17 protein-coding genes are annotated in these 18400 nt (G+C 37.7%); 2 read left to right on the top strand and 15 right to left on the bottom strand.

What is annotated here, in order from left to right:
- Window positions 1–92: 92 nt before the first annotated feature.
- The 4 genes from OZX60_02685 to OZX60_02670 form a co-directional block, all read right to left on the bottom strand.
- A complete protein-coding gene (locus OZX60_02685) occupies window positions 93–956 on the bottom strand; it encodes an ABC transporter permease (GenBank protein WEV45652.1) in 864 nt (287 codons plus the stop codon).
- Window positions 956–1852 carry an ABC transporter ATP-binding protein gene (locus OZX60_02680; protein ID WEV45651.1) on the bottom strand — a complete coding sequence of 299 codons (897 nt, stop codon included), beginning with the start codon at window positions 1850–1852 and terminating at the stop codon, window positions 956–958. Before OZX60_02680 ends, OZX60_02685 begins: the two co-directional genes overlap by 1 nt.
- Before the next feature lie 105 nt (window positions 1853–1957).
- Entirely contained in the window at window positions 1958–2344 is a 387-nt protein-coding gene (locus OZX60_02675) for a hypothetical protein (GenBank protein ID WEV45650.1), read from the bottom strand.
- On the bottom strand, window positions 2341–2799 hold the full coding sequence (locus tag OZX60_02670; GenBank protein ID WEV45649.1) for a LytTR family DNA-binding domain-containing protein: 459 nt from the start codon (window positions 2797–2799) through the stop codon (window positions 2341–2343). Before OZX60_02670 ends, OZX60_02675 begins: the two co-directional genes overlap by 4 nt.
- A gap of 168 nt (window positions 2800–2967) precedes the next feature.
- Here OZX60_02670 and OZX60_02665 point away from each other — a divergent pair, with 168 nt between their 5' ends.
- Together OZX60_02665 and OZX60_02660 are read left to right on the top strand one after the other, a co-directional pair.
- Window positions 2968–4758, top strand: coding sequence for a Cna B-type domain-containing protein (locus tag OZX60_02665; protein WEV45648.1), 1791 nt, complete (start codon window positions 2968–2970; stop codon window positions 4756–4758).
- A gap of 148 nt (window positions 4759–4906) precedes the next feature.
- Window positions 4907–5884: a class A sortase gene (locus tag OZX60_02660; protein WEV45647.1), complete on the top strand. Its 978-nt coding sequence runs from the start codon at window positions 4907–4909 to the stop codon at window positions 5882–5884.
- 48 nt (window positions 5885–5932) lie between these two features.
- On the opposite strand, the gene OZX60_02655 is transcribed toward OZX60_02660, so the two are convergent.
- The 11 genes from OZX60_02655 to gatC all read right to left on the bottom strand — a co-directional run bounded on the left by OZX60_02655 (window position 5933) and on the right by gatC (window position 18335).
- Complete coding sequence (locus OZX60_02655; GenBank protein ID WEV45646.1) at window positions 5933–7501, bottom strand: peptide chain release factor 3; 1569 nt, start codon at window positions 7499–7501, stop codon at window positions 5933–5935.
- A gap of 46 nt (window positions 7502–7547) precedes the next feature.
- Entirely contained in the window at window positions 7548–8918 is a 1371-nt protein-coding gene (locus OZX60_02650; protein ID WEV45645.1) for a UDP-N-acetylmuramoyl-tripeptide--D-alanyl-D-alanine ligase, read from the bottom strand.
- Window positions 8915–9958, bottom strand: coding sequence for a D-alanine--D-alanine ligase (locus tag OZX60_02645; protein WEV45644.1), 1044 nt, complete (start codon window positions 9956–9958; stop codon window positions 8915–8917). Before OZX60_02645 ends, OZX60_02650 begins: the two co-directional genes overlap by 4 nt.
- A gap of 3 nt (window positions 9959–9961) precedes the next feature.
- Complete coding sequence (recR, locus tag OZX60_02640; protein ID WEV45643.1) at window positions 9962–10558, bottom strand: recombination mediator RecR; 597 nt, start codon at window positions 10556–10558, stop codon at window positions 9962–9964.
- 13 nt (window positions 10559–10571) lie between these two features.
- Complete coding sequence (locus OZX60_02635) at window positions 10572–12674, bottom strand: penicillin-binding transpeptidase domain-containing protein (protein WEV45642.1); 2103 nt, start codon at window positions 12672–12674, stop codon at window positions 10572–10574.
- 142 nt (window positions 12675–12816) lie between these two features.
- Window positions 12817–13512 carry a phosphoglycerate mutase gene (locus OZX60_02630; GenBank protein WEV45641.1) on the bottom strand — a complete coding sequence of 232 codons (696 nt, stop codon included), beginning with the start codon at window positions 13510–13512 and terminating at the stop codon, window positions 12817–12819.
- 71 nt (window positions 13513–13583) lie between these two features.
- Entirely contained in the window at window positions 13584–14489 is a 906-nt protein-coding gene (locus OZX60_02625; GenBank protein WEV45640.1) for a LysR family transcriptional regulator, read from the bottom strand.
- Between the two features lie 251 nt (window positions 14490–14740).
- Window positions 14741–15019, bottom strand: coding sequence for a helix-turn-helix transcriptional regulator (locus OZX60_02620; protein ID WEV45639.1), 279 nt, complete (start codon window positions 15017–15019; stop codon window positions 14741–14743).
- Between the two features lie 117 nt (window positions 15020–15136).
- A complete protein-coding gene (gene gatB, locus OZX60_02615; GenBank protein ID WEV45638.1) occupies window positions 15137–16570 on the bottom strand; it encodes an Asp-tRNA(Asn)/Glu-tRNA(Gln) amidotransferase subunit GatB in 1434 nt (477 codons plus the stop codon).
- 14 nt (window positions 16571–16584) lie between these two features.
- Window positions 16585–18030: an Asp-tRNA(Asn)/Glu-tRNA(Gln) amidotransferase subunit GatA gene (gene gatA / locus OZX60_02610; GenBank protein ID WEV45637.1), complete on the bottom strand. Its 1446-nt coding sequence runs from the start codon at window positions 18028–18030 to the stop codon at window positions 16585–16587.
- Entirely contained in the window at window positions 18030–18335 is a 306-nt protein-coding gene (gene gatC, locus OZX60_02605; protein WEV45636.1) for an Asp-tRNA(Asn)/Glu-tRNA(Gln) amidotransferase subunit GatC, read from the bottom strand. The genes gatA and gatC overlap by 1 nt, the downstream gene beginning before the upstream one ends.
- Window positions 18336–18400: the final 65 nt, after the last annotated feature.

The following is an 18400-nucleotide window of genomic DNA, read 5'->3' as shown; positions in this document are numbered from 1 at the left end:
ACAAGTATACCACAAGTAATAGTTAAATAATAGAAGAAAAACTCAGAATACGTTTCCATGGAAAATTATCAATCTGGACTAACTACTTTCTTCTATAAGCCTTTCTTTATAGTCTTTCTAATAACAAAGACCGAAATTATAGTAAAAACTACTGAACTAGCAAGAATGATTAAAATATTTTCAAGTGGAGATGTAAGATGTCCATTAATTTTTAGACCAATGCCAAATAATTCAAGATACTTGTTTTGAACAACAGACGGCAAAGAATTAAAACTATCTCTTAATTGTTCCTTTAAAAGTATTTCCCTAAAAAGAGCTGCACTATAAGCTCCCGGAAAACTCCTGATAACACTTTGTCCTAATTCAGGTAGACTACCAATAGGAATATAGATACCTGTCAAAAATCCTGATAAAGTCCCAATAATTGTTCCCAGGGCATTTAAACTATTTCGATTTTTTATAAACCCAGTAATCACAAGACTTAAAGCTGCTGACAAGAGGCTATTTAATAATACGGCTCCAGATAAAGGAAGTAAACTTTGAAGCCTTGGTTCAACTCCATCTGTTAAATAGAAAATCCCAATCGAGATAAAATAAACTAAAAACTGCATGGCTGTCCCTATAATAAAGCTGGATAGGAAATAACCCGAGTAGATAGCTGAAATTTTAGTATCAGTCAATCTAAAATATTGAAGCTTGCCAGACGATCTATCAATTACAAGTTGTGACATAGACTGGTAGCAAACAGTAATCCCTGTAACAGCAAGAAGACCCGCTAAAATCCAAACATCAGCAAAACCTTCTCGTCCAGGAATATTTTTCAAATTATCCAAATAGGTTTCTCTTAGAAAAGCAAAGTAAAGAATTAAAGCTATTAAGGAACTTAGAAGTGAGAAAAAAATCGTCATTGGTTCCTTAAAATACAGTTTCAAATTTCTGACTATAATTGATTTCATTAATGCATCTCCCTTCCAGTAAGTGTCAAAAAGACATCATCCATGTTTCCACTCCGATAGTCAAAATCTTTGATGTAGGCTTTCAACCGTTCAAGAGTAGCTATGGCAGCAGCAGAGTCGTCAAAATCAAGTGAAATCGGAAAAATTGACTGGCTAAGGTCCAGTTCTTTTTTAATTGAATCAAAGTCACCCGCCAAAATGGTCAATCTCTTCTTCGAGTACCGTTTTATCAAATCAGCGGCCGAACCATGGGCAATAATTTGCCCGCTATCAATAATGTAAACATTGTCAGCAGAACTAGCTTCATCCAGATAATGGCTAGTTAAAAAAATGGTTAATCCTTCCTTAACTCGCATCTCCTGGAGAAGCTCCCAAATAGCTGTCCTTGTCTGAATATCTAAGCCTGTCGTTGGCTCATCCAGATAAAGAATTTCAGGCTGGTGAAGAATAGCTAGGGCAATATCAGCCCTTCTTCTTTGCCCCCCTGAAAGCTCCTTAACCTTATGGTTTAAAATATCCTCAAGCTGAGTTAGGGCTACCACTTCTTTAATTCGATCTTCCCCAATCTTTTTATATAGACCGGCCCAAAGATGTAGATTATCCTCAACTGTCAAAACATCATCCAGATAACTTCCTTGAGCTACCAAACCAATTTTTGTTCTAATCTCCTCACCATGCTTATCAGCAGAAAGTCCGTCATAGGATATAGATCCAAGGCTTGGCTTTTTCATCAGGGTCAACATGGAAATGGTCGTTGACTTCCCAGCTCCATTAGTTCCTAAAAGTGCTGTAAAGCTTCCTTTTTTTATGGTTAAATCAATATCTTTAACCATCTGCCTATCCTTGTAAGTCTTTGATAAATTTCTTACTTCTAAAATATTTTTATCCTCAGCCATGAAATCTCCTCCAATCTTTATTTATCCTAACAAAAAAATTATCCAAAAAATATTCAAATCAACCAAGATGCAAAAAAAGACCTCCAAGATACACTTGGAGGTTTTTTAAATTTCCTTCTTGTGACTCTTTCTGGTCTTTATCTGCCTATTTAGTTCCTCAGCTGTTGTTTTATCCATCCTATAATTGGCTGCGATAATGACTGCGGTCATTACAAAAGAGGTAACAAGCATGATGAATGAAGTTTTCCAGTCAAAAAGGAGACTTGCACACCCAACAATTAGAAGAACGCCCAAAACTGCTAAAATACTTTTAAAGGCAAAATCAAAAAAATTTAAAAAAGTCATACAGAAAATCGTACTAACAAGACTTGTGATCATTATTTGACCAACTAAACTGTTGTCCAAGCTCGTCCCTGTAAAAATACTAGCGAGAAGTATTATCGTGGTTGCTACTGAAAAATTACTAAAAATCTTTATAAATTTTCTTATCATCTTTCTTTATCTCCTAAACCATATGCTTTTTTTAAATCTGGGACATACTTTCTAGATATTTTTATTCCTTCTCCGTTTTCAAGCTTGGCCTCAAAACGGCCACTGAAGCTGGGGCGAATCATTGTAATTTTTTCGATATTTACAATCATCGATTTAGATATCCTAGTAAACTTTAATTTTTTCAATTTACTTTCAAGAATATAAAGTCTATCCTCTATTTCAAATTCCTCATTTTTAGTATATATGAATGTCTTCTTGTCAACTGACTCAAAGTAATATATATCATCAGTGGTTATTTTATAAAATTTTCCCTCACTTTTTCCTATAAAATATGTAATCTCAGCAACTTTTAATTTATCCAAAATTTCTTTTCTATAATCACTAATATTATGGATATGACATATTATTTCTTCCTCTTCTTCTGGAGGGATAATTTTAATAACTATTTTTACCATAAATCCTTCCTAACTACCGTGTATTTCCTAAATCTTATCAAAGACCTACTGAATATTCAATGTGGAAGCTATCCTTTATTTTTAAATAAAAAGTGTTAGAATAAATACATGTTGTTTTTACAACAAATAACTTTTATTGTAAAAAGAGTCCATAAAGAGGAGATGTTTATGAATAAAATTAATTACTTATTAAAATTTTTTATCCTTTTGGGAGTTTTCTTACTTACTCCCTTGTCCACATTCGCCCAAGCTGATGCGCCATCGACCAAACAAATTAATAATATTGTCACTAATGCAAAGTTATCTAGTATAAGCGGTCAATCTATTGATCAAGTGACTCAGTACTCTATTTTTTATTTAGGTTTGGATTTTAAACTTCCAAATGGCCAAGTCAATGAAGGAGATACCTCTGTTATCACCCTACCTGATGAATTAACCTTTTCACAACTACTGAATTTTGACATAAAAAATGCAAATGGTGATGTTGTGGCAAAGGGAGTTGCTGATCCTGCAAGCAAAAAGTTAACATTAACCTATACTAGCTTTGCAGCGACCCATTATGACGTTAGCGGAAAAATCCAACTAGCCGTAAAGATTGATAATAATGTAGTAACCGAATATAAACCCTACCAACTAAACCTAGACATAGAAAACAGCAGTTTTCCTTTAGGAGTTGTTACCTACGGGGCCTCAAGTGGCGATGATCCCAAGGAAAATTTCCTCAAATATCATTGGGTTTCAGATGATGACACCAATGAGATTAGCTACATAATCAGGGTTAATGCTGTTGGTGGAAAAATTAATCAAGCACTTGTAACAGATGAATTACAGACAGCTGGAATGAGCTATGAAAAAGATTCATTTAAAATCCGCAAGGGTAACTTTTTCATTGGTGGAAACGGGGGCTTTCAATTAGCTGATCCGGTTGATGTAACCAGCCAAACCGCCATTAATTATTATCCTGATAGCTCTGGATTTTCAATTAATCTAGGCAATATCACACAAGGATATGAAATATACTATAGGGTTAGATTAAATCATACCCCACTCAACAATGAAATTTTTACAAACTACGCTAAACTTAATGGAGCTGACTCGGAATTAATCAAGCAGGGAACAAGTACAGTTGTTTGGCAGACTGCTAGCGGTGAAGCTTATGGTTATAACTATACCATCAATATCCATAAAACTGATGATAGTGGAAATCCACTAAAGGGAGCTGAATTCTCTATTGTTAGAAGTTCGTCAGGTGCCACAGTTGCTACCGTAACAAGTGATGAAAATGGTAATGCATCTATATCCGGATTATTAAGAGATAATTATGTCATTACAGAAACAAAGGCTCCGGATGATTATGAACTTAATTCCAACCCTACTACAGTTACCCCTCAAGATTTTGGGAGCGATAACGAAGTAACTAAAAATATAATTAATAATAAAATATCAAAAATTAAGATCACAGGAAGAAAGACCTGGGATGACGATAATAACAAGGATGGTCTCAGACCAGATAAAATTACAGTCCATCTTTTAGCTAATGGCCAAACAGTGCAATCTACGCCTGTTTCTGCAGATACGGATTGGGAGTATGAGTTTACCAACTTACCAGAATATAAGGACGGCCAAAAAATAAATTATACGGTCACAGAGGATTCCGTTGATGGCTACACAACTACTATAAATGGTTTTGATATTACCAATAGTCATACACCTAAGAAAACAAATTCAACAGCAACAAAAAATAATGATGACGGCACTACTCAGGTAAACCCACTAACAAAAGAAGCAACTAACAGCAATCAAACAAATCAACCAGAGAAGAAAAAAACTCCAGTAAAAGCTGAATTACCAAACACAGGTATTCAAAAAGAAAATAACTTTAAACTAATTGGAATCCTGCTACTGCTTACCACAACAAGCATGATTTTTGCTTATAAAAAATTCATAAGAGTTGATTAACTCATAAAAATAGGATGATTTAGATAATCATCCTATTTTCTCTGCCCAATTTATAAATTAACTGAAAATCTTCTCTAAAATTTTTTTGTGGTATAATAGCGCCAACAAATAATTAAAGAGCCTATCCCCACTGATAAGGATTTAAATCATGACACAATTATCAAATTTAGAAATTATTTCTGCATCATATAATAAGCAATATTCACTTTTACAAATGGGATTTGTTTTCCTAGTTTCTTTCCTCCTTTCCTTCCTCTTTTATTTTCTATTTTTAAAAATAAGAAGACGCCCTTCAAGCTATAAAAAAATAGGACTGACTTCAATTTTACTAGGACTTATATTCGCATCTCTTGTTTTAGGTGTCCAAACCTTATATCAAAAAAACACATTTGCTATCCAAAATAAAGTTTTAAATTTTATAAACTACTATAAACAAAAGGATGAAAATAAAAGGGCTGATTTGGATAACACTTCACGCCAGGATATAGAAAAGATGGTAATGCGTCAAGCTGTCCGAGGACTAGATAAACAAGGTTTCGTATCCATTCCCAGCCGAAGTATCCTCCTTCCCATCTATAATGATGCCTATAGTGACACGGGACTAAATGCTGGAGCTGCCTATGCCAATAAGTCTCAGGGTGATCCCCTAGGGACAACCATACCTAGAATGGGACAAGGAAACTACGGGCTAGCGGCCCATAACTTCAATGATGGTAAAACTGGATTCAGTAGCCTCCAGAAGGAAATAAATAATGATTCACCCTATATCAGCAACGGAAAATTATCTGGATCTAACTGGCTGAACGGTCAAACTGTACTCCTTGCAAATGCTAGCGGCATCTATGAGTACCAAATCACGGGTCAAACTCTAGTAACAAAAGATACTACATCTGTTTTGAATCCAAGTGAAAATCCTGAATTAACAATAGTCAGCTGCCTCTTTCCATCAACTGACTACCGAATCATAACCCATGCCCTACTAAAAAATACTTACACCTGGGAGGAAGCCCCTCAAAAATTTGTCAATGAATTTAATTTAAAAGTCAAAAGTACAAATGCCCATGTCTCTTGGTGGAACCCAGGTACCGAAGAAGGTGCTAACGGAGACAAGGGAGGAAGCAGTTAATTTCTTGCCATATAAAAAAACATCCTAAAGGATGTTTTTTTATCTATCTTACGCAGTTGGTGGTGTCGAGCTTAGTTCCACATCTGGGTACTTGTCAGCAAACCAGCGTTCTGCAAATTGGTTTTCAAATAGGAAAAGTGGATTTCCAAAACGGTCACGGGCTAAAATGTTACGGCTTGAGCTCATTTTTTCATCAAGCTGCTCTGGATTAATCCAGCGGACTGTCTTGTTACCCATTGGAGTCATAACAACTTCTGCATTATATTCACCAATCATCCTATGCTGGAAGACTTCAAACTGAAGTTGTCCGACAGCTCCAAGCATGTACTCATTGGTCTGGTAATTTTGGTAGAGCTGGATGGCACCTTCTTGAACCAACTGTTCAATTCCCTTGTGGAAACTCTTTTGCTTCATGACATTTTTAGCACTCACGCGCATAAATAACTCAGGAGTGAAGGTTGGTAGTGGTTCATACTCAAAGTTTTGCTTACCAGTTAAAAGGGTATCCCCAACCTGGTAGGTTCCAGTATCATAGACCCCGATAATATCTCCAGCTACTGCTGTTTCAATGTTCTCACGGCTTTCAGCCATAAACTGAGTCACATTTGATAGCTTCATTTTCTTTTTAGCACGGGGAAGGCGAATGTCCATTCCGCGAGTAAAAGTTCCTGAACTGATACGAACAAAGGCAATACGGTCACGGTGGGCCGGGTTCATGTTGGCTTGAATCTTGAAGACAAATCCTGAGAAGTCTTCAGAATACGGGCTGATTTCATGTCCATCAGTTGTTTTGTGGGCATGTGGAGTTGGCGCATACTCTAGGAAGGTATCAAGGAAGGTTTGGACACCGAAGTTTGTAAGAGCTGACCCGAAGAAGACAGGTGTTAATTCACCTAGGATAACCTCTTCTTCAGAGAAGGGATTTCCAGCTTCTTGAATAAGTTCGATATCATCCAGCGCCTGCTTGTAGAATGGGTTGTTGCGCAGTTCATGCTCTTCTGGTACTTCCCCGTCTTCGTTTAGGTCAACGAAGCGTTCATCTCCCTTAAATAGCTCAATACGGTGGTTGTGCATGTCGTAAAGTCCTTCAAAGGCTTTACCCATCCCAATCGGCCAGTTCATAGGTGTACTTAGGATTCCAAGAGTTTCCTCAAGCTCTTCTAAAAGTTCTAAAGGCTCACGTCCATCACGGTCAAGTTTGTTGATGAAGGTGAAGACTGGGATTCCACGGTCTTTTACGACCTTGAATAGTTTTTTAGTCTGGGCCTCAATACCCTTAGCGCTGTCGATTACCATGACAGCAGCATCCACGGCCATCAGAGTTCGGTAGGTATCTTCTGAAAAGTCCTCATGCCCTGGGGTATCAAGGATGTTTACCTTTTTACCAGCATAGTCAAACTGCATAACAGAACTGGTTACAGAGATACCACGTTGTTTTTCAATTTCCATCCAGTCAGACTTGGCAAAGGTTCCAGACTTCTTAGCCTTAACCGTACCAGCCTCACGAATGGCACCCCCAAACATCAAAAGCTGCTCGGTGATGGTCGTCTTCCCGGCATCCGGGTGACTGATGATCGCAAAGGTGCGACGTTTATTTACTTCTTCTTGTAGATTCATTATTATTCTTTCTCCGTTGTTATTTAATAACAGCGTATTCTAGTGCCTAGTCCTGAGGCAAAAGTCCTTTGACGACCTCAGATAACTTCATACTATTGCTTCCTTTAAGAAGGATTTGGTCATTTTCACCCAGGTCTTCAGCAACATCCTTGATTAAATCATCAAGCTCATCTTTATCCAGATCTTTTCGGTAGAACTTAAGGTGCCCCTTTTCAAAAATGTCCTTGGCATATTCCACTAAAGCTTCCATTTCTTCCCCGTAAAGGTAGAGACGGTCAATTTTTTCAGGGTCAATGGCTGTAATCATCATTGAATGATACATCTTAGAGTTTTCCCCAAGCTCTTTCATATCAGCTAGAACAACTGCTTTTTTCCCGCCAGGATTGTTTTCTAGCTCCTGGAAGGTTTCGAGCATTAAGCGCATGGCAGTTGGGTTGGCATTGTAAACATCTGAGAGGATGTCTGCCCCATTTGCTGCCTTCAGCCACTCGGTGCGGTTTCCAGTGACTTTTAGGTCTTCTTGAAGTCCGCGTTTAATATTTTCTTCTGTAACCCCTTCAAGTTTACCCACATAGGCTGCAAGCATGGCGTTTGTGGCATTAAATTTACCTGGCAGGGGAACTGTCAGTTCACGGTCCATGAAATTTAGATCGAAGGTTTGGTAGTCCGCATGCGAGTAAAGATTAGAAATATAAATGTCTTCATTCGGCCCAAAACGGACAATTTTTTGATTTTCTGGTAAATACTGATTGATAATTTTATCAGCAGGAGCAATTAGCGTCCCAGCTTTCATTCCATCAACAATCTGCATCTTACCCTCAGCAATTTTTTCACGGCTACCAAAGAATTCAATGTGGCTTTCACCAATCATTGTAATCACAGAAATCTTAGGTCTTGCGATTTCACTTAAACTATGAATATCACCCAGATGGTCTTGCCCCATTTCAAGAACTAATTTTTCTGTTCCCTGCGGCATATGAAGAACTGTATAAGGAAGGCCTATTTCATTATTATAATTACCTTGAGTCTTATAGGTCTTGTAGGTTGTTTCAAGGACTGAGGCAATCATGTCTTTTGTAGTAGTCTTACCATTACTACCAGTTACAGCAATAACATCAACTCCTGTTTTATCAAGGACATAACGGGCCAAGTCTTGAAAGGCTTTGAGCACATCATCAACCAAAAGATAGGGATGACCTTCAACATCTTTTTCAGACAAGCTAGCTACTGCCCCATTTTCAAATGCCTTGGAAATAAAGTCATGACCATCACGCTCACCTTTTAAAGGTAAGAAAAGATCTCCTGCCTTAATTTTTCTGCTATCAAATTCGGTACCAGTCAGTTCAAGGTCAGAAAATTCCTCAATCTTGTTTTTTGCCCCAACAACTTTTGCTACTTCATATAAACTTAGTTTCATTTTAAATGTCCCTCACGTTCATTAAAGGCTTCTTTAGCTAATTTAATCAACTCTTCAATCAGATTTGAATAAGAAAGACCCATACCTTCCCAAAGAAGAGGATACATTGAAAATTGAGTGAACCCTGGAATGGCATTAATCTCATTTAGGTAGAACTTGTTATCTGCTGTCAGGAAGAAGTCGCAACGGCTAAGGCCTGAACCATTGACTGTCTTATAAGCAAGTTCAGCATAGTGACGCATCTCTTCCATAACAGGCGCATCAATATGGGCCGGGATATCCATGGTAATTTTATTGTCAATATATTTGGAATTGTAGTCATAGAAATCTACATCTTTTACAACTTCTCCTGGAAGAGTTGATTTAACATGAAGATTTCCAAGGACTGCAACTTCAATCTCACGGGCGTTAACTCCCTGCTCAACTAAAACACGATTGTCGAACTTAAAGGCCTCAAGAAGACCTGAATGAAGCTCGTCTTCAGAATCAATTTTTGAAATTCCAACACTTGAACCCATATTGGCAGGTTTTACAAAAACAGGATAGGTCAGCTGCTCATTGACTTCCTTCATTTTTTCGTCAATGGCCTCACGCCCAATAACTGCAACATAAGGTACCTGAGGAACACCCACAGTTTCAAGAACATGTTTGGTCATAATCTTGTCCATGGTAACGCTAGCTGCCGTAATATTTGGTCCAATGTAAGGCATTTTAAGAATTTCTAAAAATCCTTGAATTGAGCCGTCTTCTCCCATAGGACCGTGAAGAACTGGGAAGACTACTGCTCCCTCTTCAAAGATATCACTTGGTTTAATTTTTTGATCCAGATTAACTGTCTCATTGGTCATTAATTTTTCATCTGCTGCTGGCTGTTCACTAAAAACTTGAGTTTTAATAAAATCACCATCTTTAGAGATAAAATAAGTTTTTACTAGGTGTTTTGAGTAATCAACTGATCTCATTACACTTTCAGCTGATAAAACAGATACCTCACGTTCAGCACTACGGCCGCCATATAGTAAAATTAAAACTTCTTTCATGAATTAAATTTCCTTCCTATTCTCTACAGCCTTAAGGAGGGTAACCTCATCAGCATATTCAATATCACTACCAACTGCAAGACCACGCGCTAGGCGAGTAACCTTGATCCCAGCTGGTTTGATAAGTCTTGATAAATATATTGAAGTGGCTTCACCTTCGCTTGTTGCATTAGTTGCTAGGATAACCTCATTAACGCTTGTATCTCTAAGACGTGTTATAAGACTTTTTACATTGATGTCATCAGGGGATATTCCGTTCATGGGTGATATTGTTCCCTGAAGAACATGATAAAGGCCATTGTATTCCCTTATCTTTTCAATAGCTAAAACATCCTTACTATCTTCAACAACAAGGATTGTTGATTTGTCACGGCTCTCATCAGTACAGATATTACAGGGGTCTGTGTCTGTCAGATTACCACAAATACTGCAAAATCTTAGATCCCTTTTGGCTGATAGGAGATTTTTAGCAAAGGAGCTCACATCCTCATCTTCCATGCCAATGGTATAGAAGGCCAGTCTGGTTGCTGTTTTTTGTCCAATCCCTGGAAGTTTACTGTAACTTTCAATTAATCTTGCGATTGGTTCTGGATAATACACTAGGCACCTCCTCCTATTTAAATCCGTACATGCTATTATATAAGTTTACAATGTCACGGGCAATTTTTTGGTTGACTCCCGAATTACCGTCAGTCAGGTTAGGAATCATTACTCCAAGGGCAATCTGCGGGTTGCTGCTTGGTGCATAGGCTACAACATTATTAGCTGTCGTTGTAACTGTATTACCATTAGCATCTTGGGTAAATGTTTCAGCAGTCCCTGTTTTAGCAGAAATAGGAACACTTTCTCCCTGCCTAATGACAGTACCAGTTGCATAGCCACTTCCGTGAACAACCTCATAAAATCCTTGTTTGATGATATCCATCTGACTTGTTGTTATATTGACCTTATTCATAACTTGTGGATCAATTAATTTAATTTCCTTACCAAGTACATTTTCCTCTTGGTTTTCATAAATTCCCTTAACGATATGCGGAGCATAGCGAGTTCCCCCATTTGCAACTGTTGAAGCATACTGGGCAAGTTGCAAGGTTGTATAGGTATCATACTGACCAAAGCTTAGGTCAAGAAGGGCACCAATACTTGATGAGTCGGCATCTGGAACAAGACCGCGAGTTTCTCCAGTTACGTCAAAACCTGTCTTAACTCCAAGGCCATATTCCCCGAAGGTAGCTCTTAATTCATCAAAGACCTTGTCCTTATTGGTCAAATCGATTCCCATATTATAGCTGTAGGGTTGACCAAGCATCTTTAAGACAATTTGTAGCATGTAGGTATTTGAAGAGTATTCAAGAGCTTGAACTGCATTGATGGCAAGTTTTCCACCGTAGGTAAACCATGATTGTTTGACCGCACTTCCAGCAATTTGAATAGGTTGGTCAATTAGGACCTCATTACCTGATAAAACGCCATTTTGCCAGCCCGATGTAATGGTAGCTCCCTTTACAACAGAACCTGGAACATATGCCCCTGTAAAGGTTCCAAGACTATTTTTGGTAACTTCCCCCGTTTTTATGTCCTGAGTTAGTCCAGCCATGGCTAAAACTGACCCATCATTAGGATTCATAACTACTGCATAAGCTCCTTCAGAAACATTAGCAATTCCTAAAGACTTAGCTTCATCAAAATATTTTTGGAGGATATCCTGAACACCTGATTGGAACTTAAGGTCAATAGTAAGCTGGACGTCATCTCCTCTTTTACCTTCAGAAAGAATCTTCTGGCTACTTACATTTCCGTCCTTGTCTAGGTAAACCTCACTTATGGTCTTAGAGCCTTGGAGATAGTCTTCATAGCTCTTTTCAATATAGCTTGTTCCAACACGGTCATTTCTTGAATAACCCTTAGCTAAGTAGTCATCAAGCTCTTCTGCTGGAATTCCTGATTTTTCTGAAGAAATTGTTCCAAGAATTGGTCTTAGAGCAGTATCTGCATAAGACCTAGTCCAATCGGTACCAATGCTTATACCCGGAAGATTTTTCTCATTCTCGGCAATTTTTGCAACTTGAGTATCAGATAGATTATCTGAAACAATAGTACTTGTGTTGAAATTAGAAGTTGCATTCATCTTCTTATAGATTTTTGCAGCTTCCATTTCATCAGCACTATAATTAACCTCATCTTCTGTTACCTTGGAAACAATATTAGTATATATCTCACCTTCTGAAAGCCTATCGCCTGTTTTTTGGTCATACTTATCCTCAGTTATTAATCTTTCTTGCACCTTACGAAGGTTGTCTGGATCTGCCAGGAAGAAATCCCTCTTATCTCTTTCAGATAAATACTCATCTTCTAAGGCATTGGGTAAAATAGGGACAAGTTTTTCTGCTATTTCCCTCATTTGACCAGCACTAATATTATTTGATCTTGTAAATTTTATGGCAGTTTTTGCCTTATTTGTAACTAGGGCTGTACCTGTTGCATCGTAGATTTGCCCTCTAGGACTTGCTTCGACAACCTTAGCAACAGAACCCGATTCTTTTAATTTTTTTACATAAAAATCATGGTGAACAATTTGCATGTTATAGAGTTTTGCAATTAGGATAATAAACAGGGTAAAAATTACAAAAAATAGTAAATTTATCCTGGTTGGAATTGCCCTTACTGACTCACCTAATTTTTTATTTTTATTTTTTTCATTGTTAAATTTAGACATATATACCCACCTCAAATACCTGTCTATTCTACACTATTTTAAGTAATATTTAAAGTAGGAAAAGATTGTTCAATTCGGCCAAAGCCTCTTTTTATATCATAAAAATAGCCAAAAAAAGATGGGTCTTAAAGACCCAAATTTTTTATTTTTCTTCTAAGTAGTATTCCTTAACTAGGTTTAAGTTCTCATCGAATTCAAATACTAGTGGTGGGAAGTTTGGAATTTCAACACCCATGATTTCATCATCAGAAAGACCTTTGATGTGTTTTACAAGGGCACGAATTGAGTTTCCGTGAGCTCCAACAAGAACGTTTTTATCGTCTTTAAGTGCTGGTGCAATGTGATCTTCCCAGAAAGGAAGGGCACGTTCAAGAGTTACCTTAAGGTTTTCAGCATCTGGAATAACTGAGTCATCAAGGCTTTCGTAACGACGGTCTGAGTGTGCAGAGTATTCGTTGTCACGGTCCATGTTTGGTGGTAATGTATCGTATGAACGACGCCAGATAAGAACTTGATCATCTCCAAATTCTTCAGCAGCTTCAGCCTTGTTAAGACCAGTAAGACCACCGTAGTGACGTTCGTTTAGACGCCAAGATTTAAGAGTTGGTACCCAAAGTTGATCTGAGTATTCAAGAATGTAGTTTGTAGTTTTGATAGCACGTTTAAGAACTGAAGTGTAAGCTACATCAAATTTGATTCCAGCTTCTTTAACAAGTTTCCCTGCTTTAATTGCTTCTTGTGTTCCTTGTTCAGCTAGATCTACATCAGCCCAACCAGTGAAAAGATTTTTTTCATTCCACTCAGAAAGTCCGTGACGCGCAAAAACTAATTTTACCATTTTCGGTATCTCCTTTTAGTGATTTATTTGACTAGACCATTTTACAGTATTTTTCCCAAAAAATCTAGGTGCTAAAATTTATTTTTATCAAAATAGCTCTCTAAACTGGCCCGGTAGGATTGAGCTAGTTTACTTAAATCATGTCCTCTTTGTTTAAACAAGATAAGATCATTTTCCAAGCCATCTTCTAAGTATAAGACTGAAATATTATGAACACTTTCACTATCAATAAATCCACTTCCTGTTGCGTAAGAATCCGTTCTTTCTAAAATTCCGTTTAGAGTCGCCCTATCTGTTACATTGTAAATTAAAGTATCCTCAAAGGTCTCAACCAAGTCCTCAGAATAATAAAGGTATTGGTCACTTTCCTGGGTAAACCTTGCCCGACTTAAAGATTTCAAGTCATCTGTATATATCTTATCCTTTTTGGTCAAAGGATGATTTTTTTTAACATAAATATGAGTTTTGAAGGTCATCAGTTCAATTTTTTCAAGCTCTAGCTTATCAAGCATCCGCATGATTCCTGCCCGGTTGTCCTTATTAAGGTAGGCAATTCCAACCTCGCTATGGCCATCAGCAACCTCACTTAAAATGTTAAAGGTCGTACTTTCAAACACCCTAAAGTTTTTAAGGTCAGGATTTTTTTCAGCAAAATCTACTCCCACTGGCGCTAAAAAATCATAGTGCTGGCTGGCAACTGAAAAAGTTTTAGAAATTTCCTCACTTTTGGTATATCTTGATTCAAATGATTCAAAATTTCTAAGAATAATTTGAGCCTGCTCGTAAAAACGTTCTCCCCTGGGTGTCAAAACAGCTCCACTATTGGTTCTTTCAAATACTTGAAAACCAAGTTCATTTTCAAGATCCTTAATGGAAACAGACAAATTGGGCTGGCTGACAAAGAGCTGCTCACTTGCTTCCCTAAAAGTTCCTGTGTTGGCAATCGCTACAACATAGCGTAGGTGTTTGATATCCATAATACTCCCTATCTAAATAATTGTTAACAAAAAATGGTGCACTTAGGTCAGTATACACCATTTTTATTTATTTAACAGTCTTTAAGGGGATCTAAATGCTTGCTTACGCTAACTTTCATCAATAAAAGTTCGAAAAGTCAGGCAAGGACAAAACTCACTAGAAATTCTGTTATTTATTCTAGATCATTTTACCCTTTGCCGCTCCCCTAAGGATCCATTTGTCTTATGATTCAATTTATCAAAACCCAGGCTTAAGCAAGGGATTTTGAATTATCTTGTTTTTCCCACAACTCGCAGTGATATTTAGAACACCAAAGGACATTGTCTTCTTTTTTCCTATTTTGATAGTCAAAAAGCTCATCTACTGTAACATCAAGAGATCTTGCAAGTTTAAAGGCTAGAGCAAGCTCTGGATCATATTTATCATTTTCAATGGCATTAATTGTTTGGCGGCTAACGTGGGTTAACTTAGCCAGGTCTTCTTGCGAAAACTTCATACTTTTTCGGAAATCTTTAATTCGATTTTTCATTTTCTACCTCCGATAATTTGTTTACTACGTAATAATATATAATAAGTAAAACACTTTTTACATTTTTAGTCAATCGATTTACAAGCTAAAATAAAAGCAGACTAGTCTGCTTTTATTTTATAATTTTTCAAGTTCAGCATTAAGTAATTGTTGAAGGACTTGTGGGTTGGCTTGTCCCTTAGTCTGTTTCATCAATTGCCCAATGAAGGCCTTGGCTGCATTTTTATTTCCACCCTTGTAGTCATTCACAATTTTTTCATTCTTTTCAAAGACTTCTTGAATAATTGGAATAAGAACTGCTGGGTCAGAGATTTGGATAAGTCCTGCTGATTTAACGAACTCTTCAGCACTACCACCTTCTTTTGCTAGGTGGATAAAGACTTTTTTAGCGATCTTGCTTGAAATTGTTCCATCTGCAATCAGAGAAATCATTTCAACAAGATTTTCCGGGCTAAGCTTGATGTCTTTTAGTTCAAGTCCTTCAGCATTTAGATACTGGGCAACCTCACCTTGAAGCCAGTTAGAAACAAGTTTTGCATCTCCACCAAGTTGAGTAGCTTGGTCAAAGAAGTCAGAAACTTCCTTGCTGGCAGTAATTTGCATAGCATCATAATCAGATAAGCCAAGTTCTGAAATATATTTCAGGCGGCGCTCTTTTGGAAAAACTGGAAGGGTTGTACGAACTTCTTCAATCCATGAGTCCTCAATCTCGAAACGAGGAAGATCTGGTTCTGGGAAGTAACGGTAGTCACTTGATCCTTCTTTAACACGCATGAGGATTGTTTCCCCAGTTGCTTCGTCATAACGGCGTGTTTCCTGCTGGATTAAACCGCCTGAACGAAGGACCTTAGCCTGACGTTCTACCTCATGGGCTAATCCCTTACGAACATAGTTAAAAGAGTTCAAGTTCTTAAGCTCAGTTTTGGTCCCAAATTCTTCTTGACCATAAGGGCGAAGGGAAATGTTGGCATCAACCCGCATTGATCCTTCTTCCATCTTAACATCAGAAATACCAGTGTATTGGATAATTTCCTTAAGAGCTGTTAGATAAGCGTAAGCTTCCTCAGGACTTCTCATATCAGCTTCTGATACAATCTCGATAAGTGGTGTTCCCTGACGGTTTAAGTCAACATATGAGTAACCATCTGTTCCGTGGGTATTTTTACCAGCATCCTCTTCCAAATGGGCACGTTCAATACGGATATTTTTCTTGCTGCCGTCTGGAAGTTCAATTTCAATTGATCCATTGTAACCAATTGGCTCATCAAACTGTGAAATTTGGTAGGCTTTGGGATTGTCTGGATAGAAATAGTTTTTACGGTCAAAGTGCATGCTTTGGTGGATATCCATATTTAGGGCTAAAGAAGCTTTAATTCCAGATTCAATAGCTCCCTTATTCATAACAGGAAGTACCCCTGGATAACCCCAGTCAACGACATTTGTGTTGGTATTTGGATCAGCCCCAAAATGAGCTGGTGCAGTAGAGAAGATTTTTGAGTTTGTTTTTAACTCAACGTGGACTTCAAGTCCAATGACAGTTTCAAAGTTCATTTTAGAAGTCCTTTCTATTCAAAAATGATTGGTTTATTCTTGTGGAAGTCAGTTGTAGCTTCAAAAGCTGCTGCTACTTGATAAATAGTCTCTTCATCAAAGGCCTTACCGATTAACTGCATTCCAACTGGAAGACCATCAACTTGACCTGCAGGAATTGATATACCTGGAAGCCCTGCAAGGTTTAGAGGAATTGTTAGAAGGTCAGCTAGATACATAGCAAGTGGATCATGATTTTGAGTTCCGAGATCATAGGCTACTGTAGGAGCTGTAGGGCCTAAGATGATATCGTAGTCCTTAAATACATTAACGAAGTCTTCCATAACAAGGGTTCTAACCTGACCTGCTTTTTTGAAGTAGGCATCATAGTAACCAGATGAAAGGCTGAAAGTTCCAAGCATAATACGGCGTTTAACCTCTTCACCAAATCCTTCGCTACGTGATTTAAGGTAGACGTCATCAAGGTTTTCAATGTCATCTGCACGGAAACCGTAGCGGATACCATCAAAACGTTGAAGGTTAGAAGATGCTTCGCTTGATGCAATAATGTAGTAGATAGCAACCCCATATTTTGAATGCGGTAGGCTTACCTCTTCAACAATGGCACCAAGAGATTCAAGGTGTTTAGCTGCAGCAAGAATTTGCTCCTTAACACCCTCGTCAATTCCTTCACCAAAGTATTCCTTCGGTAAAGCAATCTTCATTCCCTTGATATCTTTACCAATCTTACTTGAAAAATCAGGAATAGCAACTTTTGATGAAGTTGAATCACGCACATCATGTCCTGAAATTGCATTTAGTAAATGGGCATTATCTTCAACATTTTGTGAGAATGGTCCGATTTGGTCCAAAGAGCTTCCAAAGGCAATCAAACCATAACGAGAAACTCGTCCATAAGTAGGCTTAAGCCCTACAACACCATTAAAGGCTGCAGGCTGGCGGATTGATCCACCTGTATCAGATCCAAGAGACAGGGTAACCTGGTTTGATGCAACAGCTGTTGCTGATCCACCTGATGAACCTCCAGGAACCTTAGAATGGTCCCAGGCATTCTTTGTAGCCTTGAAAGATGAGTTTTCAGTTGATCCACCCATGGCAAATTCATCCATGTTTGTCTTACCAACGATAATCATGTCATTGTCATAAAGTCTTTCAACAGATCCTGCATCATAAATTGGATTAAAGTTATAAAGCATTTTACTTGCAGCAGTTGTTAGAATATCTTTGGTTACAATATTATCCTTAACTGCAATTGGAATACCCGCTAAAAGATTATTAGCATCAATTCCACGCTCATCAAGTTCTTGGGCCTGTTTAAGGGCCCTTTCTTCAGTAATAGTAATGAATGAGTCAACTGCTCCTTCACGTTTTTTAATACCTTCTAGGGTACTTTTTGTTAATTCTAAGGCTGAAATTTCCTTGTTAACTAACTTTTCATGTAATTCCTTAATCGTTGCCATTATGCATCTCCTCCACCGTCAAGAATTGCTGGTACTTTAATATAACCATCTTCAGATTCTGGAACATTTTTCATAAGTTCATCACGATTCCAACCCGGAAGGGCAACGTCTTCTCTCATAAAGTTAAGGTTGTCAGAAACATTACTAGTAAATTCAACACCTTCTGTATCTACTTCACTGAGTAATTCAACCATCTCAATAATTTTTCCTAATTGATCAGTAAATTTCTCTACATCAGCATCATCAAATTGCAACTTAGACAAGTGAGCAACATGACGTACTTCTTCTTCAGTTATTTTACTCATTTTTTCTCCTTTTACTAACTATCTCCTTATTTTACCAAAAATATTAGCAGATTGAATAATAAATG

Source organism: Streptococcaceae bacterium ESL0687 (genome assembly GCA_029392475.1).
Classification (GTDB): Bacteria; Bacillota; Bacilli; order Lactobacillales; family Streptococcaceae; genus Floricoccus.
The sequence above is the reverse complement of the archived record's forward strand: the minus strand, read 5'-3'. Positions and strand labels throughout refer to the sequence as shown.

What these genes read in the sequence shown, in the direction of transcription:
- OZX60_02685 (WEV45652.1), bottom strand. Translation starts at nt 956, where the DNA reads ATGAAATCAATTATAGTCAGAAATTTGAAACTGTATTTTAAGGAACCA.
- OZX60_02680 (WEV45651.1), bottom strand. Translation starts at nt 1,852, where the DNA reads ATGGCTGAGGATAAAAATATTTTAGAAGTAAGAAATTTATCAAAGACT.
- OZX60_02675 (WEV45650.1), bottom strand. Translation starts at nt 2,344, where the DNA reads ATGATAAGAAAATTTATAAAGATTTTTAGTAATTTTTCAGTAGCAACC.
- OZX60_02670 (WEV45649.1), bottom strand. Translation starts at nt 2,799, where the DNA reads ATGGTAAAAATAGTTATTAAAATTATCCCTCCAGAAGAAGAGGAAGAA.
- OZX60_02665 (WEV45648.1), top strand. Translation starts at nt 2,968, where the DNA reads ATGAATAAAATTAATTACTTATTAAAATTTTTTATCCTTTTGGGAGTT.
- OZX60_02660 (WEV45647.1), top strand. Translation starts at nt 4,907, where the DNA reads ATGACACAATTATCAAATTTAGAAATTATTTCTGCATCATATAATAAG.
- OZX60_02655 (WEV45646.1), bottom strand. Translation starts at nt 7,501, where the DNA reads ATGAATCTACAAGAAGAAGTAAATAAACGTCGCACCTTTGCGATCATC.
- OZX60_02650 (WEV45645.1), bottom strand. Translation starts at nt 8,918, where the DNA reads ATGAAACTAAGTTTATATGAAGTAGCAAAAGTTGTTGGGGCAAAAAAC.
- OZX60_02645 (WEV45644.1), bottom strand. Translation starts at nt 9,958, where the DNA reads ATGAAAGAAGTTTTAATTTTACTATATGGCGGCCGTAGTGCTGAACGT.
- OZX60_02635 (WEV45642.1), bottom strand. Translation starts at nt 12,674, where the DNA reads ATGTCTAAATTTAACAATGAAAAAAATAAAAATAAAAAATTAGGTGAG.
- OZX60_02630 (WEV45641.1), bottom strand. Translation starts at nt 13,512, where the DNA reads ATGGTAAAATTAGTTTTTGCGCGTCACGGACTTTCTGAGTGGAATGAA.
- OZX60_02625 (WEV45640.1), bottom strand. Translation starts at nt 14,489, where the DNA reads ATGGATATCAAACACCTACGCTATGTTGTAGCGATTGCCAACACAGGA.
- OZX60_02620 (WEV45639.1), bottom strand. Translation starts at nt 15,019, where the DNA reads ATGAAAAATCGAATTAAAGATTTCCGAAAAAGTATGAAGTTTTCGCAA.
- gatB (WEV45638.1), bottom strand. Translation starts at nt 16,570, where the DNA reads ATGAACTTTGAAACTGTCATTGGACTTGAAGTCCACGTTGAGTTAAAA.
- gatA (WEV45637.1), bottom strand. Translation starts at nt 18,030, where the DNA reads ATGGCAACGATTAAGGAATTACATGAAAAGTTAGTTAACAAGGAAATT.
- gatC (WEV45636.1), bottom strand. Translation starts at nt 18,335, where the DNA reads ATGAGTAAAATAACTGAAGAAGAAGTACGTCATGTTGCTCACTTGTCT.